The sequence below is a fragment of the Actinoallomurus sp. NPDC052274 genome, from assembly GCF_040679475.1.
Lineage (GTDB): Bacteria > Actinomycetota > Actinomycetes > Streptosporangiales > Streptosporangiaceae > Actinoallomurus > Actinoallomurus liliacearum.
Window position 1 is genome coordinate 24,439 of sequence record NZ_JBFAUT010000058.1, and the last position, 17,467, is coordinate 41,905.

Genomic DNA, 17,467 nt, shown 5'->3' on the forward strand with positions numbered 1-17,467 from the left:
CCGGAGGGGCCCGCGCCGGTAAGGTGGGGGGAATCCCATATTCGTCTTCGGAGGCGTTCCGTCATGGCCGTCGAGTCGCTGTTCACCCGGTTGGAGCCGCTGCTCCCCAAGGTGCAAAAGCCGATTCAGTACGTCGGCGGGGAGCTGAACTCCTCCGTCAAGGACTGGGACTCCTGCGACGTCCGCTGGGCGCTGATGTACCCGGACGCGTACGAGGTGGGCCAGCCCAACCAGGGCGTGCAGATTCTCTACGAGGTGCTGAACGAGCGCGAGGGCGTGCTCGCCGAGCGCACCTACAGCGTGTGGCCGGATCTCGAGGCGCTGATGCGCGAGCACGGCGTCCCGCAGTTCACGGTGGACGCGCACCGGCCGGTCGGCGCGTTCGATGTGCTGGGAGTGAGCTTCTCCACCGAGCTCGGGTACACCAACATGCTCACCGCCCTGGACCTGGCCGGGATCCCGCTGCGCGCGACGGAGCGGTCCGACGAGCACCCGATCGTGATGGCCGGCGGGCACGCGGCGTTCAACCCGGAGCCGATCGCCGACTTCCTCGACGCCGCCGTGCTGGGCGACGGCGAGGAGATCGTCCTGGCGGTCACCGAGGTGATCCGCGAGTGGAAGGCCGAGGGGCGGCCCGGCGGCCGGGACGAGCTGCTGATGCGGCTCGCGAAGTCCGGCGGCGTCTACGTCCCGAAGTTCTACGACGTCGGCTACCTGCCGGACGGCCGGATCCAGCGCGTCGCGCCCAACCGTCCCGGCGTGCCGTGGCGGGTCGCCAAGCACACGGTCATGGACCTCGACCAGTGGCCGTACCCGAAGAAGCCCCTCGTTCCGCTGGCCGAGACCGTGCACGAGCGGTACAGCGTCGAGATCTTCCGTGGCTGCACGCGCGGCTGCCGGTTCTGCCAGGCGGGCATGATCACCCGGCCGGTGCGCGAGCGGTCGATCACGACGATCGGCGCGATGGTCGACACCGGGCTGAAGGAGTCCGGCTTCCAGGAGGTCGGCCTGCTGAGCCTGTCCAGCGCCGACCACTCCGAGATCGCCGACATCGCCAAGGGCCTCGGCGACCGGTACGAGGGCACCAACACGTCGCTGTCGCTGCCGTCGACCCGCGTCGACGCCTTCAACATCACGCTCGCCAACGAGTTCTCCCGCAACGGGCGCCGGTCCGGGCTGACGTTCGCCCCGGAGGGCGGGTCGGAGCGGATGCGCAAGGTCATCAACAAGATGGTCAGCGAGGACGACCTGATCCGCACCGTCACGACGGCGTACGAGAACGGCTGGCGGCAGGTGAAGCTCTACTTCATGTGCGGGCTGCCCACCGAGGAGGACGAGGACGTCCTCGCGATCGCCGACATGGCCAAGCGCGTCATCCAGGCGGGCCGGCAGGCCACCGGCCGCCGCGACATCCGCTGCACCGTCTCCATCGGCGGGTTCGTGCCCAAGCCGCACACGCCGTTCCAGTGGGCGGCCCAGTGCGACCACGAGACCGTCGACCGGCGCCTGCGGGCGCTGAAGGACGCGCTGCGGCGCGACAAGGAGTACGGCCGCGCCATCGGCCTGCGCTACCACGACGGCCAGCCGTCGATCATCGAGGGGCTGCTGTCCCGCGGTGACCGCCGCGTCGGGAAGATCATCCAGGCGGTCTGGGAGGACGGCGGCCGGTTCGACGGGTGGAGCGAGCACTTCTCGTACGAACGCTGGACGGCCTGCGCGGACAAGGCGCTCGCCGACGACGCGGTCGACCTTGACTGGTACACCGTCCGGGAGCGCGACGAGGTCGAGGTGCTGCCCTGGGACCACCTCGACGCCGGTCTCGACCGCGAGTGGCTGTGGCAGGACTGGCAGGACGCGCTCGACGAGACCGAGGTCGAGGACTGCCGCTGGACGCCGTGCTACGACTGCGGCGTCTGCCCGACCATGGACACCGAGATCCAGATCGGCCCGACCGGCAAAAAGCTTCTTCCCCTGACGGTGGTCTGAGGACCCGGCTCCCGGACGCCACCGGGTCGTCGAGGATCAGGATCCGGCGGCCCGGGGTCTGGGGTCCGCTCGATCCGGCGGATGCGCCCGTCGGGCGCCGGCCTGCCGAACAGGGCCGCGGCGGTCACGCGAGCAAAAAAGATCCGGCGGGCCCGAGGGGGCCCGCCGGATCGCGCGGGGTCGGCGTTCGCCGTGGCCGGCGGAACGCGCTCGATGGTCACCGTCATCCCACCGACGGCTCCAGGCGGGGGTCGACGCGGTCGGCGGTGCGGCGGAGCAGCCCGGCGAGGGCGGTGCGGACGACCGGCGTGCGGGGCTCGTCGGGCACGTAGGGGATCTTGGGGGCGTCGGGCAGCGCCGAGCGCGCCTCGGCGCGCATCGTGTCGTGCGCCGCGATGAACGTGACGACCTGCAGCGGAGTCATGCTGTCTCCTTCCGAGACATCTTTATCGATTCAGTTACCTCCTCAAGAGTACGTCGTGTCCCCTTCTTAATCAATTCAGAACTAGGGTGGCATCTCGTGCAACGCGTCACACTGCAGACGATCGCCGATCGGGTCGGCGTCTCGCGTACGACCGTGTCCAACGCCTTCTCCCGGCCCGACCAGCTCAACGAGGAGTTGCGCCGGCGGATCCTCGAGGTGGCGGGAGAACTCGGCTACCCCGGCCCCCACCCGGCGGCCCGTACGCTCCGGCGGGGCCGGGCCGGCGTGATCGGCGTGATCTTCACCGAGGAGCTGTCGTACGCCTTCGCCGACTCCTACGCGGTCGGCTTCCTGCGGGGCCTGGCCAGGGTGGCCGAGCAGTCCGGCACCGGCCTCCACCTCATCGGCTGGCCGTCCCCGGACCTCGCCGAGGAGGTGATCGCGGACGCCGTGGTGGACGGCTTCTGCCTGTTCTCCCCCGAGGGACACCCGCTCGTCGAGACGGTGCTGCGCCGTCGCCTGCCCGTCGTCACCGTCGACTATCCGTACGTCGAGGGCGTGCCGTTCGTGGGGATCGAGGACCGGGCCGCCGCGCGCGCCGCCGCCGAGCACGTCCTCGGCCTCGGGCACCGGCGCGTCGCCGTGCTGGGCGTGCAGCCCGCGCCGGGCCGGACCGACCGCGACTGGCTGGACCTGGACCGACCGGGGGACCTGCGGTTCGGCGCGGGTCGTGCCCGGCTCGCCGGCTACCACGACGCCTGCGTGGGGGCGGGGCTGGAGTGGAAGGACGTCGTCCTCGACCGGACGGCGAACGACCGGGAGCTCGCCCGCCAGGCCGCCGTCCGGATCCTCGACCGGAGCCCGCGGCCGACCGCGATCCTGGCGCCGACGGACGAGGTGGCGTTCGCGGTCCTGGACGTCGCGGCGCATCGGGGGATCGAGGTTCCCCGGGAGCTGTCGGTCGTCGGCTTCGACGACGTGCCCGCCGCCGCCCCGGCCGGGCTGACCACCGTACGCCAGCCGATCACCGAGAAGGGCACCACGGCGGGGCGGCTGCTCCTCGAGCCCGCCCGTGAGCCCGCCCCCTGCGTGCTCATGCCGACCGAGCTCGTCGTCCGCCGTACGACCGCGCCACCGGCCGACGTCGGCGTGTGACTCGATAAAAGGACGTGACGGAATAAACGGCGGGTGACAGGGCGAAACCAGAACGAACGATCGTGCGTCGTACAGGCGTGAACGAAGCGCCAGGCTGCATCACCGTGCCCATCATGATCGTCGTGGTGCCGATCCGGCTGCTCTGGGAGCTGGTCGCCCTGATCGGGAGGCTCGTCGGCAGGTACGTCCTCCGGCCGATCGGCTGGCTGGTGTACCAGGTCCTGATCCGGCCCGTCGCGTGGCTGTTCCGGGTGCTGGTCGTCCTCCCGCTGCGCTGGGTGGCCGAGGCGATCCTGGTGCCGCTCGGCCGGGCGGTATACCGCTACCTCCTGCGGCCGGTCGGACGGGCCCTGGCCTGGTGCCTGGCTATGCTCCTCGTGCCCGTCGCGTACGCGGCGCGCTGGATCGGCCGCGGCCTCGCCGCCCTGTGGCGCGCCGTGTGGCCGCTGTTGGCCGCCTTGGGCCGCGCCATCGCGTACTTCTGGCGGCTCGCCGGGATCGTGCTCTTCCACCTCCTCGTACGGCCCGTACGGTGGATCTGGCGGACGTTCGCGCTGCCGGTCCTGCGCGTCGTCGCCTGGATATGGCGCGTCACCGTGCTGACACCTGCGAGATGGGTGCGCGTCAACGTCCTGAAACCCGCCGGGGCGGCCGTTCGTTCGGTGTTCCGGGCACTGGGGCTGGATACGCGGCGCCCGTGACCCCGTACTCTTAGAGGACAGAGACTTTTGGATTGGCACGAGTAGGAAGGACCGAAACCCTGGCACCCATGCCGGAGGGCCCGGCGCCGGCCCCCGTGACCCAACGCCTGCGCGTGCGGTACGCCAAGCGCGGCAGGATGCGGTTCACCAGCCACCGTGACATCTCCCGGGCCGTGGAACGCGCCGTACGGCGTGCCGGGATCCCGGTGGCCTTCAGCGCCGGATTCTCTCCGCACCCGAAGATCTCCTACACGGGTGCGGCGGCAACCGGGGTCGCCAGTGAGGCGGAGTATCTCGAGATCGGGCTCACCACCCATCGCGATCCAGACCAGGTGCGGACCGCCCTCGACGCAGTTCTGCCCGACGGACTCGACATCGTCGAGGTCGTCGAGGCGGGAGCCGGGGCTCTGGCGGAGCGCCTGGAGGCATCGCGGTGGCTCGTGCGCCTGGACGGCGTCGCCCCCGACGTCGCCGACGCGGCCGTCCGTGCGTTCATGGCGGCCGGTGAGATCGAGGTCGAGCGCCTCACGAAGAAGGGACGCCGGCGTTTCGACGCTCGCGCCGCGGTAATCGCGTGCGAGATCGACCGGCGCGCCACCCAGGACACGGATGTCGAATGTGCCATACTTCGAATGGTTGTTCGGCACACGACGCCCGCTGTTCGACCGGACGACGTCCTCACCGGCCTTCGTCAGGTGGCCGACCTCGCGCCGCCGTCACCGCCCATGGTGACGCGGCTGGCGCAGGGGCCGCTCGACGATTCCACCGGTGAGCTCACCGACCCGCTGGCCTCCGACCGGCAGACCGCACCGGCAGGCGATGACGCCGCCGCGAGCGCGGACGCCGTACGAGCCACGGCGCCGGACGCCGTCGGCGCTCAGTCGTAAACGGATCCGTGCGGCGCATGGATTCTCGGGGACGGCCGGGCGCACCCCTGATGACTTTGTCGGCACGACCCGCCAGGGCCATGCCGGCGACAACGACAAACGGAGAGCTCCTGTGCGGCGCACCCTTCGCGGGTCGCGCCCGGGAGCCTGACGGGAGACAGCCCGCATGCTTGACAAGAATTACGGTGACGCCACCGGCGGCACCGGGGACCACAGCATCGAAACCGACGAACAGCCCAAGAAGACCACCCGCCCGCGGCGCGCGAGCCGCCCGGCGGGCCCTCCGCCGGAGTTCGAGGAGGAGACCAGCCCGCGGCCGGTGACGAGGCCCGCGTCGGCGGTGTCAGCGGAGCCGGCCACGGCCGCCGCTCCGCCGCCGGCGGACAAGAGCGACGCGGCGACCGGCACGCGGAGCGAGGGCGGCCCCAGCGCCAAGGACAAGGCCGCCGCGAGCGCGAAGGGGCAGGCCACCGCGAGCGCGAAGGGCGAGGACGCCGCGAGCACGGCCAAGCCCGCGCGTACCCGCCGGACCCGCAAGACCGCCACCGCGCCCGCGCCCGAACCGGAGCCCGCATCGGAGCCGCAGTCCGCGCCGGAGCCGTTCGCGGCCGCCGCGTCGGAGCCGGCCGGGGCGGCGACCAGGCCCGCCGGGCCGCCGCCGGCCGTTCCCGAGGCCGCGTTCCAGCCGCCGATGGTCGTCTTCCAGCCGCCGCAGCTGCCCGAGGAGGAGGCGGCGCCGCGGTCGCGGGCCCGGGCCGAGGCGCAGCCGAAGGCCGAGGCGAAGGCCAAGCCCAAGGCCGACGTCAAGGAGAAGGTCGAGACCCCGCCGGCCCCCGAGGAGCCGGAGGACGAGCAGGGCGAGGACGAGGACGGTTCGGACCGTTCCGGGCGTCGGCGCCGCCGTCGTGGCGGCCGGGGCCGGGGCAAGGCGCGTGACGGCCAGGAGGCCGAGGAGACCGACCGGACCGAGGACGAGGCCGAGCAGGGGCAGGCCGAGGAGGAGCCGGAGCAGGACGCGGCCGACGACGAGCAGGCCGACGGCGGCTCCACCCGCCGCCGGCGCCGTCGGCGCCGCCGTAGCGTCGGGGCCGACGGCGAGGACATCTCGCCGGACGACCCGCCGAACACGGTCGTCCACGTCCGTGAGCCGCGCGTCGTCGAGGACGAGGTGCAGGCCGTCAAGGGCTCGACCCGGCTGGAGGCCAAGAAGCAGCGCCGCCGCGAGGGCCGCGAGCAGGGCCGCCGTCGCCCGCCGATCGTGACCGAGTCGGAGTTCCTGGCCCGGCGTGAGTCGGTCGAGCGCGTCATGGTGATCCGCTCGGAGGGCGAGCGCACCCAGATCGGCGTGCTGGAGGACAAGGTCCTGGTCGAGCACTACGTCGACCGGTCCAGCCACCAGTCCTACATCGGCAACGTCTACCTCGGGAAGGTGCAGAACGTCCTGCCGTCGATGGAGGCGGCGTTCGTCGACATCGGCAAGGGGCGCAACGCCGTCCTGTACGCCGGCGAGGTCAACTGGGACATCGCGGGCCTGGAGGGCCAGCCGCGCCGCATCGAGTCGGCGCTGAAGTCCGGCCAGTCGGTGCTGGTGCAGGTCACGAAGGACCCCGTCGGCCATAAGGGCGCCCGGCTGACCAGCCAGATCTCGCTGCCCGGCCGCTACCTGGTGTACGTCCCGGACGGCTCGATGACCGGCATCAGCCGCAAGCTGCCCGACAAGGAGCGCTCGCGGCTCAAGCAGATCCTCAAGAAGGTCATGCCCGAGAACGCCGGTGTGATCGTGCGCACCGCCGCGGAGGGCGCCACCGAGGACGAGCTGTCCCGCGACGTCTCCCGCCTGTCCGCCCAGTGGGAGAACATCAAGCGCCAGTCCAAGACCGCGTCCGCGCCGGCGATGCTGTACGGCGAGCCGGACCTGACCATCCGCGTGGTCCGCGACATCTTCAACGAGGACTTCACCCGGCTCGTCGTCCAGGGCGACGACGCGTGGGACATGGTCCAGGAGTACGTCGGCTACGTCGCACCGCACCTGGCCGACCGGCTGCAGAAGTGGACCGACGACGAGGACGTCTTCACCTCGTACCGGATCGACGAGCAGATGGCCAAGGCGCTCGACCGCAAGGTCTGGCTGCCCAGCGGCGGCTCGCTGGTGATCGACCGGACCGAGGCGATGACCGTCGTCGACGTCAACACCGGCAAGTTCACCGGGCAGGGCGGCAACCTCGAGGAGACGGTCACCCGCAACAACCTCGAGGCTGCCGAGGAGATCGTGCACCAGCTGCGGCTGCGTGACATCGGCGGGATCATCGTCGTCGACTTCATCGACATGGTGCTCGAGAGCAACCGCGAGCTGGTGCTGCGCCGGATGCTCGAGTGCCTGTCGCGGGACCGCACCAAGCATCAGGTCGCCGAGGTGACCTCGCTCGGCCTCGTCCAGATGACCCGCAAGCGGGTCGGCGGGGGGCTCCTGGAGTCGTTCTCCGAGCCGTGCGACTGCTGCAACGGCCGAGGCATCCACGTCACCCTCTCGCCGGTCGAGCCGAAGGCGGAGAAGGCGGCGACGCCCAGTCGTCGCAAGAAGCGCAAGGGCGAGGTCGAGAAGGCCGTCGAGGACAAGCTGGCGCGCGCCGAGCGGCGCGCCGCCCGTGCGGACGCCGCCAAGGCCGCGGCCGAGACGAAGGCCGACGCCGAGCCCGAGGTCACGGCGGCGGGAGCCGAGGCGCCCGCGGAGGCCGTGTCCGGCCCGGCGGCGGGCGAGGGGGTGGCCGACGACGTACGGCCCGCCGAGGCCCTCGAGACGGCCGAGGAGGCCGGGCAGGAGACCGCCGACGCCGAGCCCTCGGCCAACGGCCGTCGCCGGCGCACGCGGCGCTCCCCGCGGGCCCGGTCCGAGGCCACCGCGGAGTGACGTGCGGTTCCCGGCCGTCCCCTCCGGACGGCCGGGTGCCCGCCGGTTCGACCTTCGGTAGGGGAATCCGGTACTCTAGGTGTCCGGCGCTTTCCCGCGCCGTTGTTAGCGCGCCTGAGGCCCCCGGTTTCGGTGGGTGCGGGCAGCAGCTTCCGAAATGAGCTTGTTCGATTAGTCGTGCCCGAGGCACGCAAAGGAAAGGTTCCGCGGTGTACGCGATCGTCCGTTGCGGCGGCAGGCAGGAGAAGGTGGCCGTCGACGATGTGCTCACCGTCGACAAGGTGGCCGGTGAGGTCGGCTCGACGGTGACGCTCCCGGCCGTGCTCGTCGTTGACGGCGACAACGTCGTCAGCGCGCCCGGCGAGGTGGCCAAGTACGAGGTCACCGCCGAGATCCTTGGTGCGACCAAGGGCCCGAAGATCAACATCATGCACTACCGGAACAAGACCGGGTACAAGCGGCGCATGGGTCACCGCCAGCCGTACACCCAGGTCAAGGTCACCGGTATCAAGGCCGGAAAGTAGGTCGCAGACATGGCACACAAGAAGGGCGCGTCCTCCAGCCGTAACGGTCGTGACTCCAACGCCCAGCGGCTCGGCGTCAAGCGCTTCGGCGGTCAGCTCGTGAACGCGGGCGAGATCATCGTCCGGCAGCGTGGCACCCACTTCCACCCGGGTCCGGGCGTGGGCCGTGGCGGCGACGACACGCTGTTCGCGCTGGTCGCTGGTTCGGTGGAGTTCGGCCGCTACCGCGGTCGTCGCGCCGTGAGCATCGTTCCGCCGGCGGAGTAGGTCCGCCGACGCGACAGGTTTTCAGACGAGGGCGGGCCGTTGATCGGCCCGCCCTCGTCTTTTTTCTGGATGAAGGGTGAGGACATGCCGGACGAGATGCCACAGGCGCCGGCGCGGCGCGGTCACGCCGGGCCGCCGGGGGCGCAGTTCATCGACCGGGTCGTCCTGCACGTCCAGGCCGGCAACGGGGGCCACGGCTGCGCCTCGGTGCACCGGGAGAAGTTCAAGCCGCTCGGCGGGCCGGACGGCGGCAATGGCGGACGTGGCGGCGACGTCATCCTGGAGGTCGACCCGAACACCGCCAGCCTCCTCGACTACCACCACCGGCCCAGCCGCAAGGCGACCGGCGGCAAGCAGGGCCAGGGGTCGCACAAGAACGGCGCGAACGGCACGGACCTCGTGCTCCCCGTCCCGAACGGCACGGTCGTCAAGACCCGTGACGGCGAGGTCCTGGCCGACCTCGTCGGGTCCGGCACCCGGTTCGTCATCGCCAAGGGCGGCCACGGCGGGCTGGGCAACGCCGCCCTGGCCAGCGCCCGGCGCAAGGCGCCCGGGTTCGCCCTGCTCGGCGAGCCGGGCGACGAGCTCGACGTCGTGCTGGAGCTGAAGACCGTCGCGGACGTCGCGCTGGTCGGGTTCCCGAGCGCGGGCAAGTCCTCGCTGATCGCGGCGCTCTCCGCGGCGAAACCGAAGATCGCCGACTACCCGTTCACCACCCTCACCCCGAACCTCGGGGTGGTCAGCGCCGGCGAGATCGTCTACACGGTCGCCGACGTGCCGGGCCTGATCGAGGGCGCCAGCCAGGGCCGGGGCCTGGGCCTGCAGTTCCTGCGCCACATCGAGCGGGCCTCCACGCTCGTCCACGTCCTCGACTGCGCGACCCTCGAGCCGGGCCGCGACCCGCTGTCGGACTTCGAGGTGATCGAGGCGGAGCTCGCGGCGTACGACGCCCTGGGCGACGAGCCGCTGTCGGACCGCCTCCGGTTGGTCGTGCTCAACAAGGTCGACGTGCCGGACGCCCGCGACCTGGCCGAGTTGGTCCGCCCGGAGTTCGAGAAGCGCGGGCTGAAGGTCTTCGAGGTGTCCGCCGCCACCCACGAGAGCCTGCGCGAGCTGAGCTTCGCGATGGCCGAGATGGTGGCCGCCCACCGCGCCGCGCAGCCGGTGGAGGAGCCCACCCGGCTGGTCATCCGGCCCGCGCCCGTCGGCGGCGCCGACTTCGAGGTGCGCGCCATGCCCGACGGCGCCTACCTCGTCACCGGCGAGAAGCCGGTGCGCTGGCTGCGGCAGACCGACTTCACCAACGACGAGGCGGTCGGCTACCTCGCCGACCGGCTCGCCCGGCTCGGCGTCGAGGAGCGGCTGGCCGAGGCGGGTGCCGAGCCCGGCGCCACGGTGTACATCGGCTCCGAGGACGAGTCGATCGTCTTCGACTGGGAGCCCGAGGTGCTGGCCGGCTCCGACAACGTCCTCGGCCGCCGCGGCACCGACCTGCGCCTGGAGGGCCGCTGATGATGGTGGATCGGGGGGTTCGCCGTGCGTGAGGCGGTCGTCCGCGCGCGCCGGATCGTCGTCAAGGCGGGGTCGTCCTCGCTGACCACTCCGGACGGGTCGATCGACGCCGCCCGGATCGACGCGCTCGTCGACGTGCTGGCCGGCTGGCGCGGCACCGACGGCCGGCCGGGCGCGGCGAAGGGCCGCGAGGTCGTGTTCGTCTCCTCCGGCGCGATCGCCGCCGGGCTCGGCCCGCTCGGCCTGCCCGCCCGGCCCCACGACCTGGCGCTGCAGCAGGCGGCGGCCAGCGTGGGGCAGGGACTGCTGGTGGCCCGTTACACCGCGTCCTTCGCGCGGTACGGCCTGGGCGTCGGGCAGGTGCTGCTGACCGCCGACGACATGATGCGCCGCTCGCACCACCGCAACGCCCAGCGCACCCTCGAACAGCTCCTCACCTTCGGCGTCGTGCCGATCGTCAACGAGAACGACACGGTCGCCACCGACGAGATCCGGTTCGGCGACAACGACCGGCTCGCCGCCCTCGTCGCGCACCTCGTCCGCGCGGACGCGCTGATCCTGCTGTCCGACGTGGACGCCCTCTACACCGGCGACCCGCGAGAGCCGGGCGCGCGGCGCATCCAGGACGTCCGGGAGCCCGCCGACCTGGACGGCGTGCGTCTCGGCGGCTCGGGCCGGGTCGGCACCGGCGGCATGGTCACCAAGGTGGAGGCGGCCCGCATCGCCGGCGTCCCGGTCGTCCTGACGAACGCCGACTCGGCCGGCCCCGCGCTCGCGGGCGAGAACGTCGGAACGTACTTCCACCCGGCCGGTGCCCAGCCGTCGACCCGGCGCCTGTGGCTGGCGCACGCGACGACCGGGCAGGGCCGGGTGCGCCTGGACCCTGGAGCGGTCGAGGCCGTGGTCCGGCACCGCAAGTCGCTGCTGCCCGCCGGCGTGACCGGGGTGGAGGGCGACTTCAGCGCGGGCGACCCCGTGGACCTGTGCGACGACGAGGGCCGGGTCGTCGCGCGCGGGCTGGTCAACTACGACGCGGCGGAGATCCCGGACCTGATGGGCAGGTCGACGCGCTGGCTGGCGCGGGAGCTCGGCCCGGAGTACGAACGCGAGATCATTCACCGGGACGGCCTGGTCGTCCTGGTCGGCGAGCAGGCAGCGAGCCCCCGGCACTGAGACCAGGCGGGCCAGGAGGAGGACAGATGGGCAGTCAGGAGCAGGTTCTCGAGGTGGCGCGGCGCGCCAGGCAGGCCGCCGCAGAGCTGGCCCCGCTGCCGCGCGCCGTCAAGGACGCCGCGCTGCACGCCATCGCGGACGCCCTCGTGGCCCGCTCCGGGGAGATCGTCGAGGCGAACGCCGGCGACGTCGCCCGCGCCCGCGAGGCCGGCACCTCCGAGTACATGATCGACCGGCTGAGCCTGACCGAGGACCGGGTCGCCGCGATCGCCGCCGCGCTCCGCCACGTGGCGTCCCTGCCGGACCCGGTGGGGGAGTCCGTCCGCGGCTATACGCTGCCCAACGGGCTGGAGCTGCGGCAGATCCGGGTTCCCCTCGGCGTGGTCGGCATCATCTACGAGGGCCGCCCGAACGTCACGGTCGACGCCGCCGCGCTGACCCTCAAGAGCGGCAACGCGGTGCTGCTGCGCGGATCCTCCTCGGCGTACGACTCCAACACCGCGCTGGTCGAGGTCATGCGCGGGGCGCTGGCCGACGTCGCGGGCGGCGTGCCGGCCGACGCGATCCAGCTCGTGCCGGGCCGCGACCGCGACTCCGTCAAGCACCTGATGCGGGCCCGCGGCCTGGTCGACGTGCTGATCCCGCGCGGCGGCGCCTCGCTGATCAACTCGGTGGTCGAGGAGTCGACGGTCCCGGTCATCGAGACGGGGACCGGCAACTGCCACGTGTACGTCGACGCGGCCGCCGACGTGGACATGGCCGTGGACATCCTCGTCAACGCCAAGACCCAGCGCCCGTCGGTGTGCAACGCGGCCGAGACGGTGCTCGTGCACCGCGACATCGCGGACGCGTTCCTGCCGCGCGCGCTGCGGGCCCTGGGGGAGAAGGGCGTCACCGTGCACGGCGACGCGGCGGTCCGCGCGCACGCGGGGGAGGGGGCGACCGTCGTCGAGGCGACCGAGGAGGACTGGGGCACCGAGTACCTCTCCCTCGACCTCGCCGCCGCCGTCGTCGACTCGCTCGACGCCGCCGTCGCGCACATCCGGCGGTACGGCTCGGCGCACACCGAGGCGATCGTGACGACCTCCCAGTCCGCCGCCCGGCGCTTCACGGCGCTCGTCGACTCCGCCGCCGTCATGGTCAACGCCTCGACGCGGTTCACCGACGGCGAGGAGTTCGGGTTCGGCGCGGAGATCGGCATCTCCACCCAGAAACTCCACGCCCGCGGCCCCATGGGCCTGCCCGAGCTGACCTCCACCAAGTACGTCGTCACCGGCGAGGGCCACCTCAAGGGCGTCTGACCACCGCGGTCGACCAGCCGAGCGGCGCGGCGGCGGTACGGGACCGGGATCCGTCAGGCGGTGTCCTCATCGTCCCGTCCCGGCGGCTGCCGCGTCCGAGCCGGTCGCGATGTGATCGGCTCGGTGAGCCGCGAGGGCTACGGCGTCAGCACGATCCTGCCGAACACCTCGCCGGCGTCCATCTTCCGGTGCGCCAGCACGGCCTGCTCCAATGGCAGCAGCTCGTGCACGACCGTGTGCAGTTCGCCGCGGCTCGCGGCGGCGAACTGCGCGGTCCGCACGGCACGTCGCTCGGCTTCGGCCACGGTGGCGGCGCTGAAGGTGGCGAACGACATCGACTTCTGGAAGTCCGCCATCATCGTCGTGCCGAAGTCCGCCGGTGGTCGGCCGCCGACCGCGCCGACGGCCACCATGCGACCGTTCGGGTTGAGCCTGGCGAAGAATGAGGGCATGTCCGCACCGGCGACGACGTCGATGATGACGTCGTAGCCCGCGGGAGCGTCCTCGCCTCCCTCGCCGGAGCGGTCCAGCACGTGGGTCGCGCCGAGCCCGCGCAGGCGATCGCCGCGCTCGGCCGAGGACGTCGTGACCGCCACCGCGCCGGCGCCACCACGAGCCGCGAGCTGGACCGTCATGATCCCGATGCTGCCGGCCGCGCCGCGTACCAGCACCGACTCGCCAGGAGCGAAGTGGGCGTGGGAAAGCCCGAAGTGGGCCACCACACCAGCGCTCCCGAGCGTCACGGCGTCGACGGCGGACAGGTTCGCGGGGAGGGGGAGGACCTCCTCGACCGGGGCGATCGCCTGTTCGACGTAGCCGCCGCCGACGCCGGTGAACGCCCATACGCGCCGACCGATCCAGGACGCGTCGACGCCGTCACCGACCGCGGTCACGGTGCCCGCCACCTCGCCGCCGGGGACATGGCCCTCCTTGAACCCGTAGTCGGCGAGAGCACCGCTTCGGATCACGGCGTCGACGCCGCCCACGCCGATCGCCTCAGCGGCGATCAGCACCTGTCCATCGGCGGGAGCCGGGGCAGGGAGGTCGATGACCGTCAGACCTTCGGGACTTCCGAACGTCTGGATCGCGACTGCCTTCAATGTCGTCTCCGTGGTCTGGGATCGATCGGGACCGGTCCGGGCACGCCGGAGGCCGGTGGTCCGTCGCGGTTTCGGCGCGGGCGGGCACGGTCGTGGTCCGCACGAATGGGTGTGGCCGTCGCATGAGGAGCCGCACTCGGAAAGCGCAACGTTCCCGTGCCTTCGGACGCTAACGGACGCGGCCGTCCACTTAGCTAAAGTGAGAGCGGTGACGGACCGTTTGCCTCACTCCCTGCGCTCCGACGCCCTCGACAACCGTGAACGCATCCTCGACGCGGCCCGTGCGCTGTTCGCCGCCGAAGGTCTGAACGTGCCGATGCGGGAGATCGCCCGGCGCGCCGGCGTGGGCCCCGCCACCCTGTACCGCCGCTTCCCGACCAAGCAGATGCTGGTCACCGAAGCCTTCATGGACGAGATGCGCGCGTGTCACGCCATCGTCGACGAGGGATGTGCCGATCCGGATCCGTGGCGAGGCCTCTGCTTCGTGATCGAAAGAATCTGTGAGCTGCACGCGCGCAACCGAGGTTTCACCGACGCCTTCATGTCGACCATCCCCGACGGGATGAATCTCGCCGCAGGCCGTGACCGAACGCTGAACTCGATCTCCGTACTCGCCCGCCGTGCCAAGGACGCCGGCCGCCTACGCTCGGACTTCGTCCTGGACGACCTGATCCTCATGCTCATGGCCAACAGGGGCATCCGCGCCGTGTCGATGGCCGCCCAGGTCACGGCCTCCCGGCGCTTCGCCGCGCTCGTGATCCAGGCGTTCCAAGCCTCCGGGAAGCACTCCCCGCTACCGCCGGTGGCACGATTGGCGCCCGCGGCACCAGGCGAGCGTGTAGTCAGCGGTGGCCCTGCGGGTGGCTTGGGCGATGACCGGGGCTGAGGGGCCGATGCCGGTGACGTGGGCGCAGTCCGCTCAGTGCGGTCTCGACGATGCTGTCGGCGTATTCGGGAGTGAGCGCTCCGCTGCGCTGCAGCCATCGGTTGAGGAGCGGTCCCCACACCATCTCCACGGCCACGTCGAGATCGAGTCCCTCGGCGAGCTGCCCGGCCCGCTGAGCACTGCGGAGCCGTCGTTTCTTCATCTCTCTCATCGGACCGTCCAGTCGTTCTGAGTAGAGCGCGGCCAGTGCCGGATCGTGCATGATCTCGGTGTTCAAGGCGCGCATCGGCTCGTCGTAGCGCGGATCGTTCAGTTCCTCGATCGTGGCCCGCAGGACCGTCTTCAGGTCTGCCTCCAGGTCTCCGGTGTCGGGCAGAGCGGCCTCGCCGCCGTCCGGTGATTCGCCGAGCATGAGAAGGAAGGCATCGAAGAGGACCGCGCCCTTGGAGGGCCACCAGCGGTAGATCGTCTGCTTGCCGACACCGGCTCGGGCCGCGATGCCCTCGATGCTCAGTTTGGCGTAGCCCACCTCCTGTACCAGCTCGAACGCTGCGGTGAGGATGGCCCGCCGGGACGTCTCGTTCCGGCGGGACGCGTTCGAGGAGGGCATCCGCTGTGTCGTCATGCCGTCGAATCTAACAGAGGTGAGACGAGACGGTCCGTCTTGACAGTGTCGAACAGGGGTCGCTACGGTCCCGTCACGAGACGAGACGGATCGTCTCGGTCGCTACGGGCGAAACTGACAGGAGCCGCATGCGCACCCCGACGACGACTTCTTCCCGCACCTGGTTCATCACCGGAGCCAGCCGCGGTCTGGGCCGCGCGTTCGCCCTCGCCGCCCTGGAGCGCGGCGACCGGGTGGTCGCCGCCGCCCGCACGATCAAGGAACAGGACTTCGACGACCGTTACGGAGATCGGCTCCTCGCCCTCGTCCTCGACGTGACCGACCGCGCCGCGGTGTTCGCCGCCGTGAACACCGTCGTCGAGCGTTTCGGGCGCCTCGACATCGTGGTCAACAACGCCGGGACCATGTCCTCGGGCATGGTCGAGGAGTTCACCGAGGCCGAGGCGCGCGCTCAGCTGGAGGTCAACCTCTTCGGGGCCATGTGGGTCTGCCAGGCCGTCCTGCCGCACCTGCGTGCGCAGAGATCCGGTCACATCGTGCAGATCTCCAGCATCGCCGCCCTCGGTGGCTTCCCGAGCACCGGACTGTACAGCGCGAGCAAGTTCGCGCTGGAGGGCATGAGCGAGGCCCTGGCCATGGAGGTCGCGCCGTTCGGCGTCAAGCTGAGCATGGTGCAGCCCGGCGGCTACTGGACCGACCTGTACTCCTCCATGGCCATGACCTCCCCCATGGAGGAGTACGCCCCTCTGCGCGCCGAGGTGGAGAGGCAGTGGGCCGAGGGCTCGGTCGACAGCGAGCCGCGCCTGGCCGCCGAAGCGCTGCTGAAGCTCGTCGACAGCGAGGATCCGCCGCTGCGGTTGCTGCTCGGCGGCATGGTCTACGATCTGGCCTTCGACATCGCCCGGCAGCGGATGCGGACCTGGGCCGCCTGGGAGCAGGTCAGCCGCGCCGCCGAACACGCCGTCCCCGCCCCCGGAACGACCGGCTGACCCGCGCGCCGGCGTCGACAGGGCCTTGCCAGGCGCTCGAGCGAGCGGCGTGGCGGCGGTACGGAGATCAGTTCGCCGCCGCTGCCGCCCGCGTGCCTCCTGCCGGGGCCGACGCGTCGCGGGCGCCGTCGGCCACCGCGTACAGCAGCTCTCGGACGGCGTCCTCGCGGTCGGCCCGCCAGACGAGGCGCAGCGCGACGTCGGGCGTCACGACCGGATGATCGACGAGGGCGCCCGAGCGCAGATCCTCGGCGACGGCGAACTCCGGCAGCAGGGCCGCGCCGAGGCCCCGGCGCACCCAGCCGTGGATGACGGTGACCGAGCCCAGCTCCGTTCGCTCGCCGTCGCTGCCCAGCACCCGGTCGGCGATCATGCGGAACGAGCAGCCCGGCGGCGTGACGAGGAGGCGGTCCGGGGCGGCCCCGGGCGCGGTGACGAACACCAGCGGCACGGCCTCCACGTCGAGGAAGTCCAGCCGCGGCGGCGCCTCGAACCCCAGGTCGCCCACTGCCGGACCGCTGTCCAGGAGCAGCCCGGCGTCGAGTGAGCCGGCCTCGACGCCGGCGAGAACGTCCCTGCGGTTGAGCGGCGCCACCTCGATGCCGAGGTCCGGGCGGCGCGCCGAGAGTCGTTCGACGATGTCGGGGACCAGCGTGGCGGCGAGCGTCTCCAGGGCCCCGAGCCGTACGACGGCCGGCCTGCCGGTCACCTCACGGCGCGCTTGATCGGCCTGGTCGAGCAGCCGCCGGGCCCACGTCGCCATCCGCCGCCCGGCCTCGGTGAGACGCATGCCGTCCGGCGTCCGGTCGAACAGGGCGACACCCAGCGACCGCTCCAGCGCCCGTACCTGCTCCGAGACGGACGACGGCGCGAGGTCCACGACGATCGCCGCGTCGGTCACCGTGCCCTCGGCGACGACGGCGAGGAACGTGCGCAACTGCCGAAACTCCACGCTGACCTGGCCTTTCGGTTCTACCGAACGGGGCGTTCGCCGCCGCCGGTGGAGGGGAGCGGGCGGGTGCCGCGACT

Annotated in this window: 16 protein-coding genes; 12 read left to right on the forward strand and 4 right to left on the reverse strand. The window is 71.9% G+C overall.

The window, feature by feature from the left end:
* Positions 1-63 precede the first annotated feature (63 nt).
* Positions 64-1,986: a TIGR03960 family B12-binding radical SAM protein gene (locus AB0K82_RS35390; RefSeq protein ID WP_364405430.1), complete on the forward strand. Its 1,923-nt coding sequence runs from the start codon at positions 64-66 to the stop codon at positions 1,984-1,986.
* Between the two features lie 223 nt (positions 1,987-2,209).
* Here AB0K82_RS35390 and AB0K82_RS35395 read toward each other — a convergent pair whose 3' ends face one another.
* Positions 2,210-2,410, reverse strand: a complete 201-nt coding sequence (locus AB0K82_RS35395; RefSeq protein ID WP_345353721.1) for a hypothetical protein — start codon at positions 2,408-2,410, stop codon at positions 2,210-2,212.
* Positions 2,411-2,506: 96 nt separating this feature from the next.
* Here AB0K82_RS35395 and AB0K82_RS35400 point away from each other — a divergent pair, with 96 nt between their 5' ends.
* The 9 genes from AB0K82_RS35400 (at position 2,507) to AB0K82_RS35440 (ending at position 12,838) form a co-directional block, all read left to right on the forward strand.
* Entirely contained in the window at positions 2,507-3,565 is a 1,059-nt protein-coding gene (locus AB0K82_RS35400) for a LacI family DNA-binding transcriptional regulator (protein WP_364405432.1), read from the forward strand.
* A 77-nt stretch (positions 3,566-3,642) separates the two neighbouring features.
* Positions 3,643-4,266, forward strand: coding sequence for a hypothetical protein (locus tag AB0K82_RS35405; RefSeq protein ID WP_364405433.1), 624 nt, complete (start codon positions 3,643-3,645; stop codon positions 4,264-4,266).
* Positions 4,267-4,334: 68 nt separating this feature from the next.
* Complete coding sequence (locus AB0K82_RS35410) at positions 4,335-5,153, forward strand: TIGR03936 family radical SAM-associated protein (protein ID WP_364405434.1); 819 nt, start codon at positions 4,335-4,337, stop codon at positions 5,151-5,153.
* Positions 5,154-5,319: 166 nt separating this feature from the next.
* Positions 5,320-8,061, forward strand: a complete 2,742-nt coding sequence (locus AB0K82_RS35415; protein ID WP_364405436.1) for an Rne/Rng family ribonuclease — start codon at positions 5,320-5,322, stop codon at positions 8,059-8,061.
* A 209-nt stretch (positions 8,062-8,270) separates the two neighbouring features.
* Positions 8,271-8,585, forward strand: a complete 315-nt coding sequence (gene rplU / locus AB0K82_RS35420; protein ID WP_252778779.1) for a 50S ribosomal protein L21 — start codon at positions 8,271-8,273, stop codon at positions 8,583-8,585.
* 9 nt (positions 8,586-8,594) lie between these two features.
* Positions 8,595-8,852 (forward strand): 50S ribosomal protein L27, encoded by a 258-nt coding sequence (gene rpmA / locus AB0K82_RS35425; protein WP_345353726.1) that lies wholly within the window; start codon positions 8,595-8,597, stop codon positions 8,850-8,852.
* Positions 8,853-8,948: 96 nt separating this feature from the next.
* Entirely contained in the window at positions 8,949-10,364 is a 1,416-nt protein-coding gene (gene obgE / locus AB0K82_RS35430; RefSeq protein ID WP_364405477.1) for a GTPase ObgE, read from the forward strand.
* A 24-nt stretch (positions 10,365-10,388) separates the two neighbouring features.
* Positions 10,389-11,537, forward strand: a complete 1,149-nt coding sequence (proB, locus tag AB0K82_RS35435) for a glutamate 5-kinase (protein WP_364405438.1) — start codon at positions 10,389-10,391, stop codon at positions 11,535-11,537.
* 26 nt (positions 11,538-11,563) lie between these two features.
* A complete protein-coding gene (locus AB0K82_RS35440; protein ID WP_364405439.1) occupies positions 11,564-12,838 on the forward strand; it encodes a glutamate-5-semialdehyde dehydrogenase in 1,275 nt (424 codons plus the stop codon).
* Between the two features lie 137 nt (positions 12,839-12,975).
* Here AB0K82_RS35440 and AB0K82_RS35445 read toward each other — a convergent pair whose 3' ends face one another.
* Positions 12,976-13,938: a zinc-dependent alcohol dehydrogenase family protein gene (locus AB0K82_RS35445; RefSeq protein WP_364405441.1), complete on the reverse strand. Its 963-nt coding sequence runs from the start codon at positions 13,936-13,938 to the stop codon at positions 12,976-12,978.
* Between the two features lie 208 nt (positions 13,939-14,146).
* Between AB0K82_RS35445 and AB0K82_RS35450 the strand changes: the two genes are divergently transcribed.
* Positions 14,147-14,824, forward strand: a complete 678-nt coding sequence (locus tag AB0K82_RS35450; RefSeq protein ID WP_364405443.1) for a helix-turn-helix domain-containing protein — start codon at positions 14,147-14,149, stop codon at positions 14,822-14,824.
* On the opposite strand, the gene AB0K82_RS35455 is transcribed toward AB0K82_RS35450, so the two are convergent.
* Positions 14,781-15,449 (reverse strand): TetR/AcrR family transcriptional regulator, encoded by a 669-nt coding sequence (locus AB0K82_RS35455; protein ID WP_364405444.1) that lies wholly within the window; start codon positions 15,447-15,449, stop codon positions 14,781-14,783. The genes AB0K82_RS35450 and AB0K82_RS35455 overlap by 44 nt on opposite strands.
* Before the next feature lie 128 nt (positions 15,450-15,577).
* Between AB0K82_RS35455 and AB0K82_RS35460 the strand changes: the two genes are divergently transcribed.
* Positions 15,578-16,438 carry an SDR family oxidoreductase gene (locus AB0K82_RS35460; protein ID WP_364405446.1) on the forward strand — a complete coding sequence of 287 codons (861 nt, stop codon included), beginning with the start codon at positions 15,578-15,580 and terminating at the stop codon, positions 16,436-16,438.
* 67 nt (positions 16,439-16,505) lie between these two features.
* Here the strand turns inward: AB0K82_RS35460 and AB0K82_RS35465 are convergent, their stop codons facing one another.
* Complete coding sequence (locus AB0K82_RS35465) at positions 16,506-17,390, reverse strand: LysR family transcriptional regulator (RefSeq protein ID WP_364405448.1); 885 nt, start codon at positions 17,388-17,390, stop codon at positions 16,506-16,508.
* Positions 17,391-17,467: the final 77 nt, after the last annotated feature.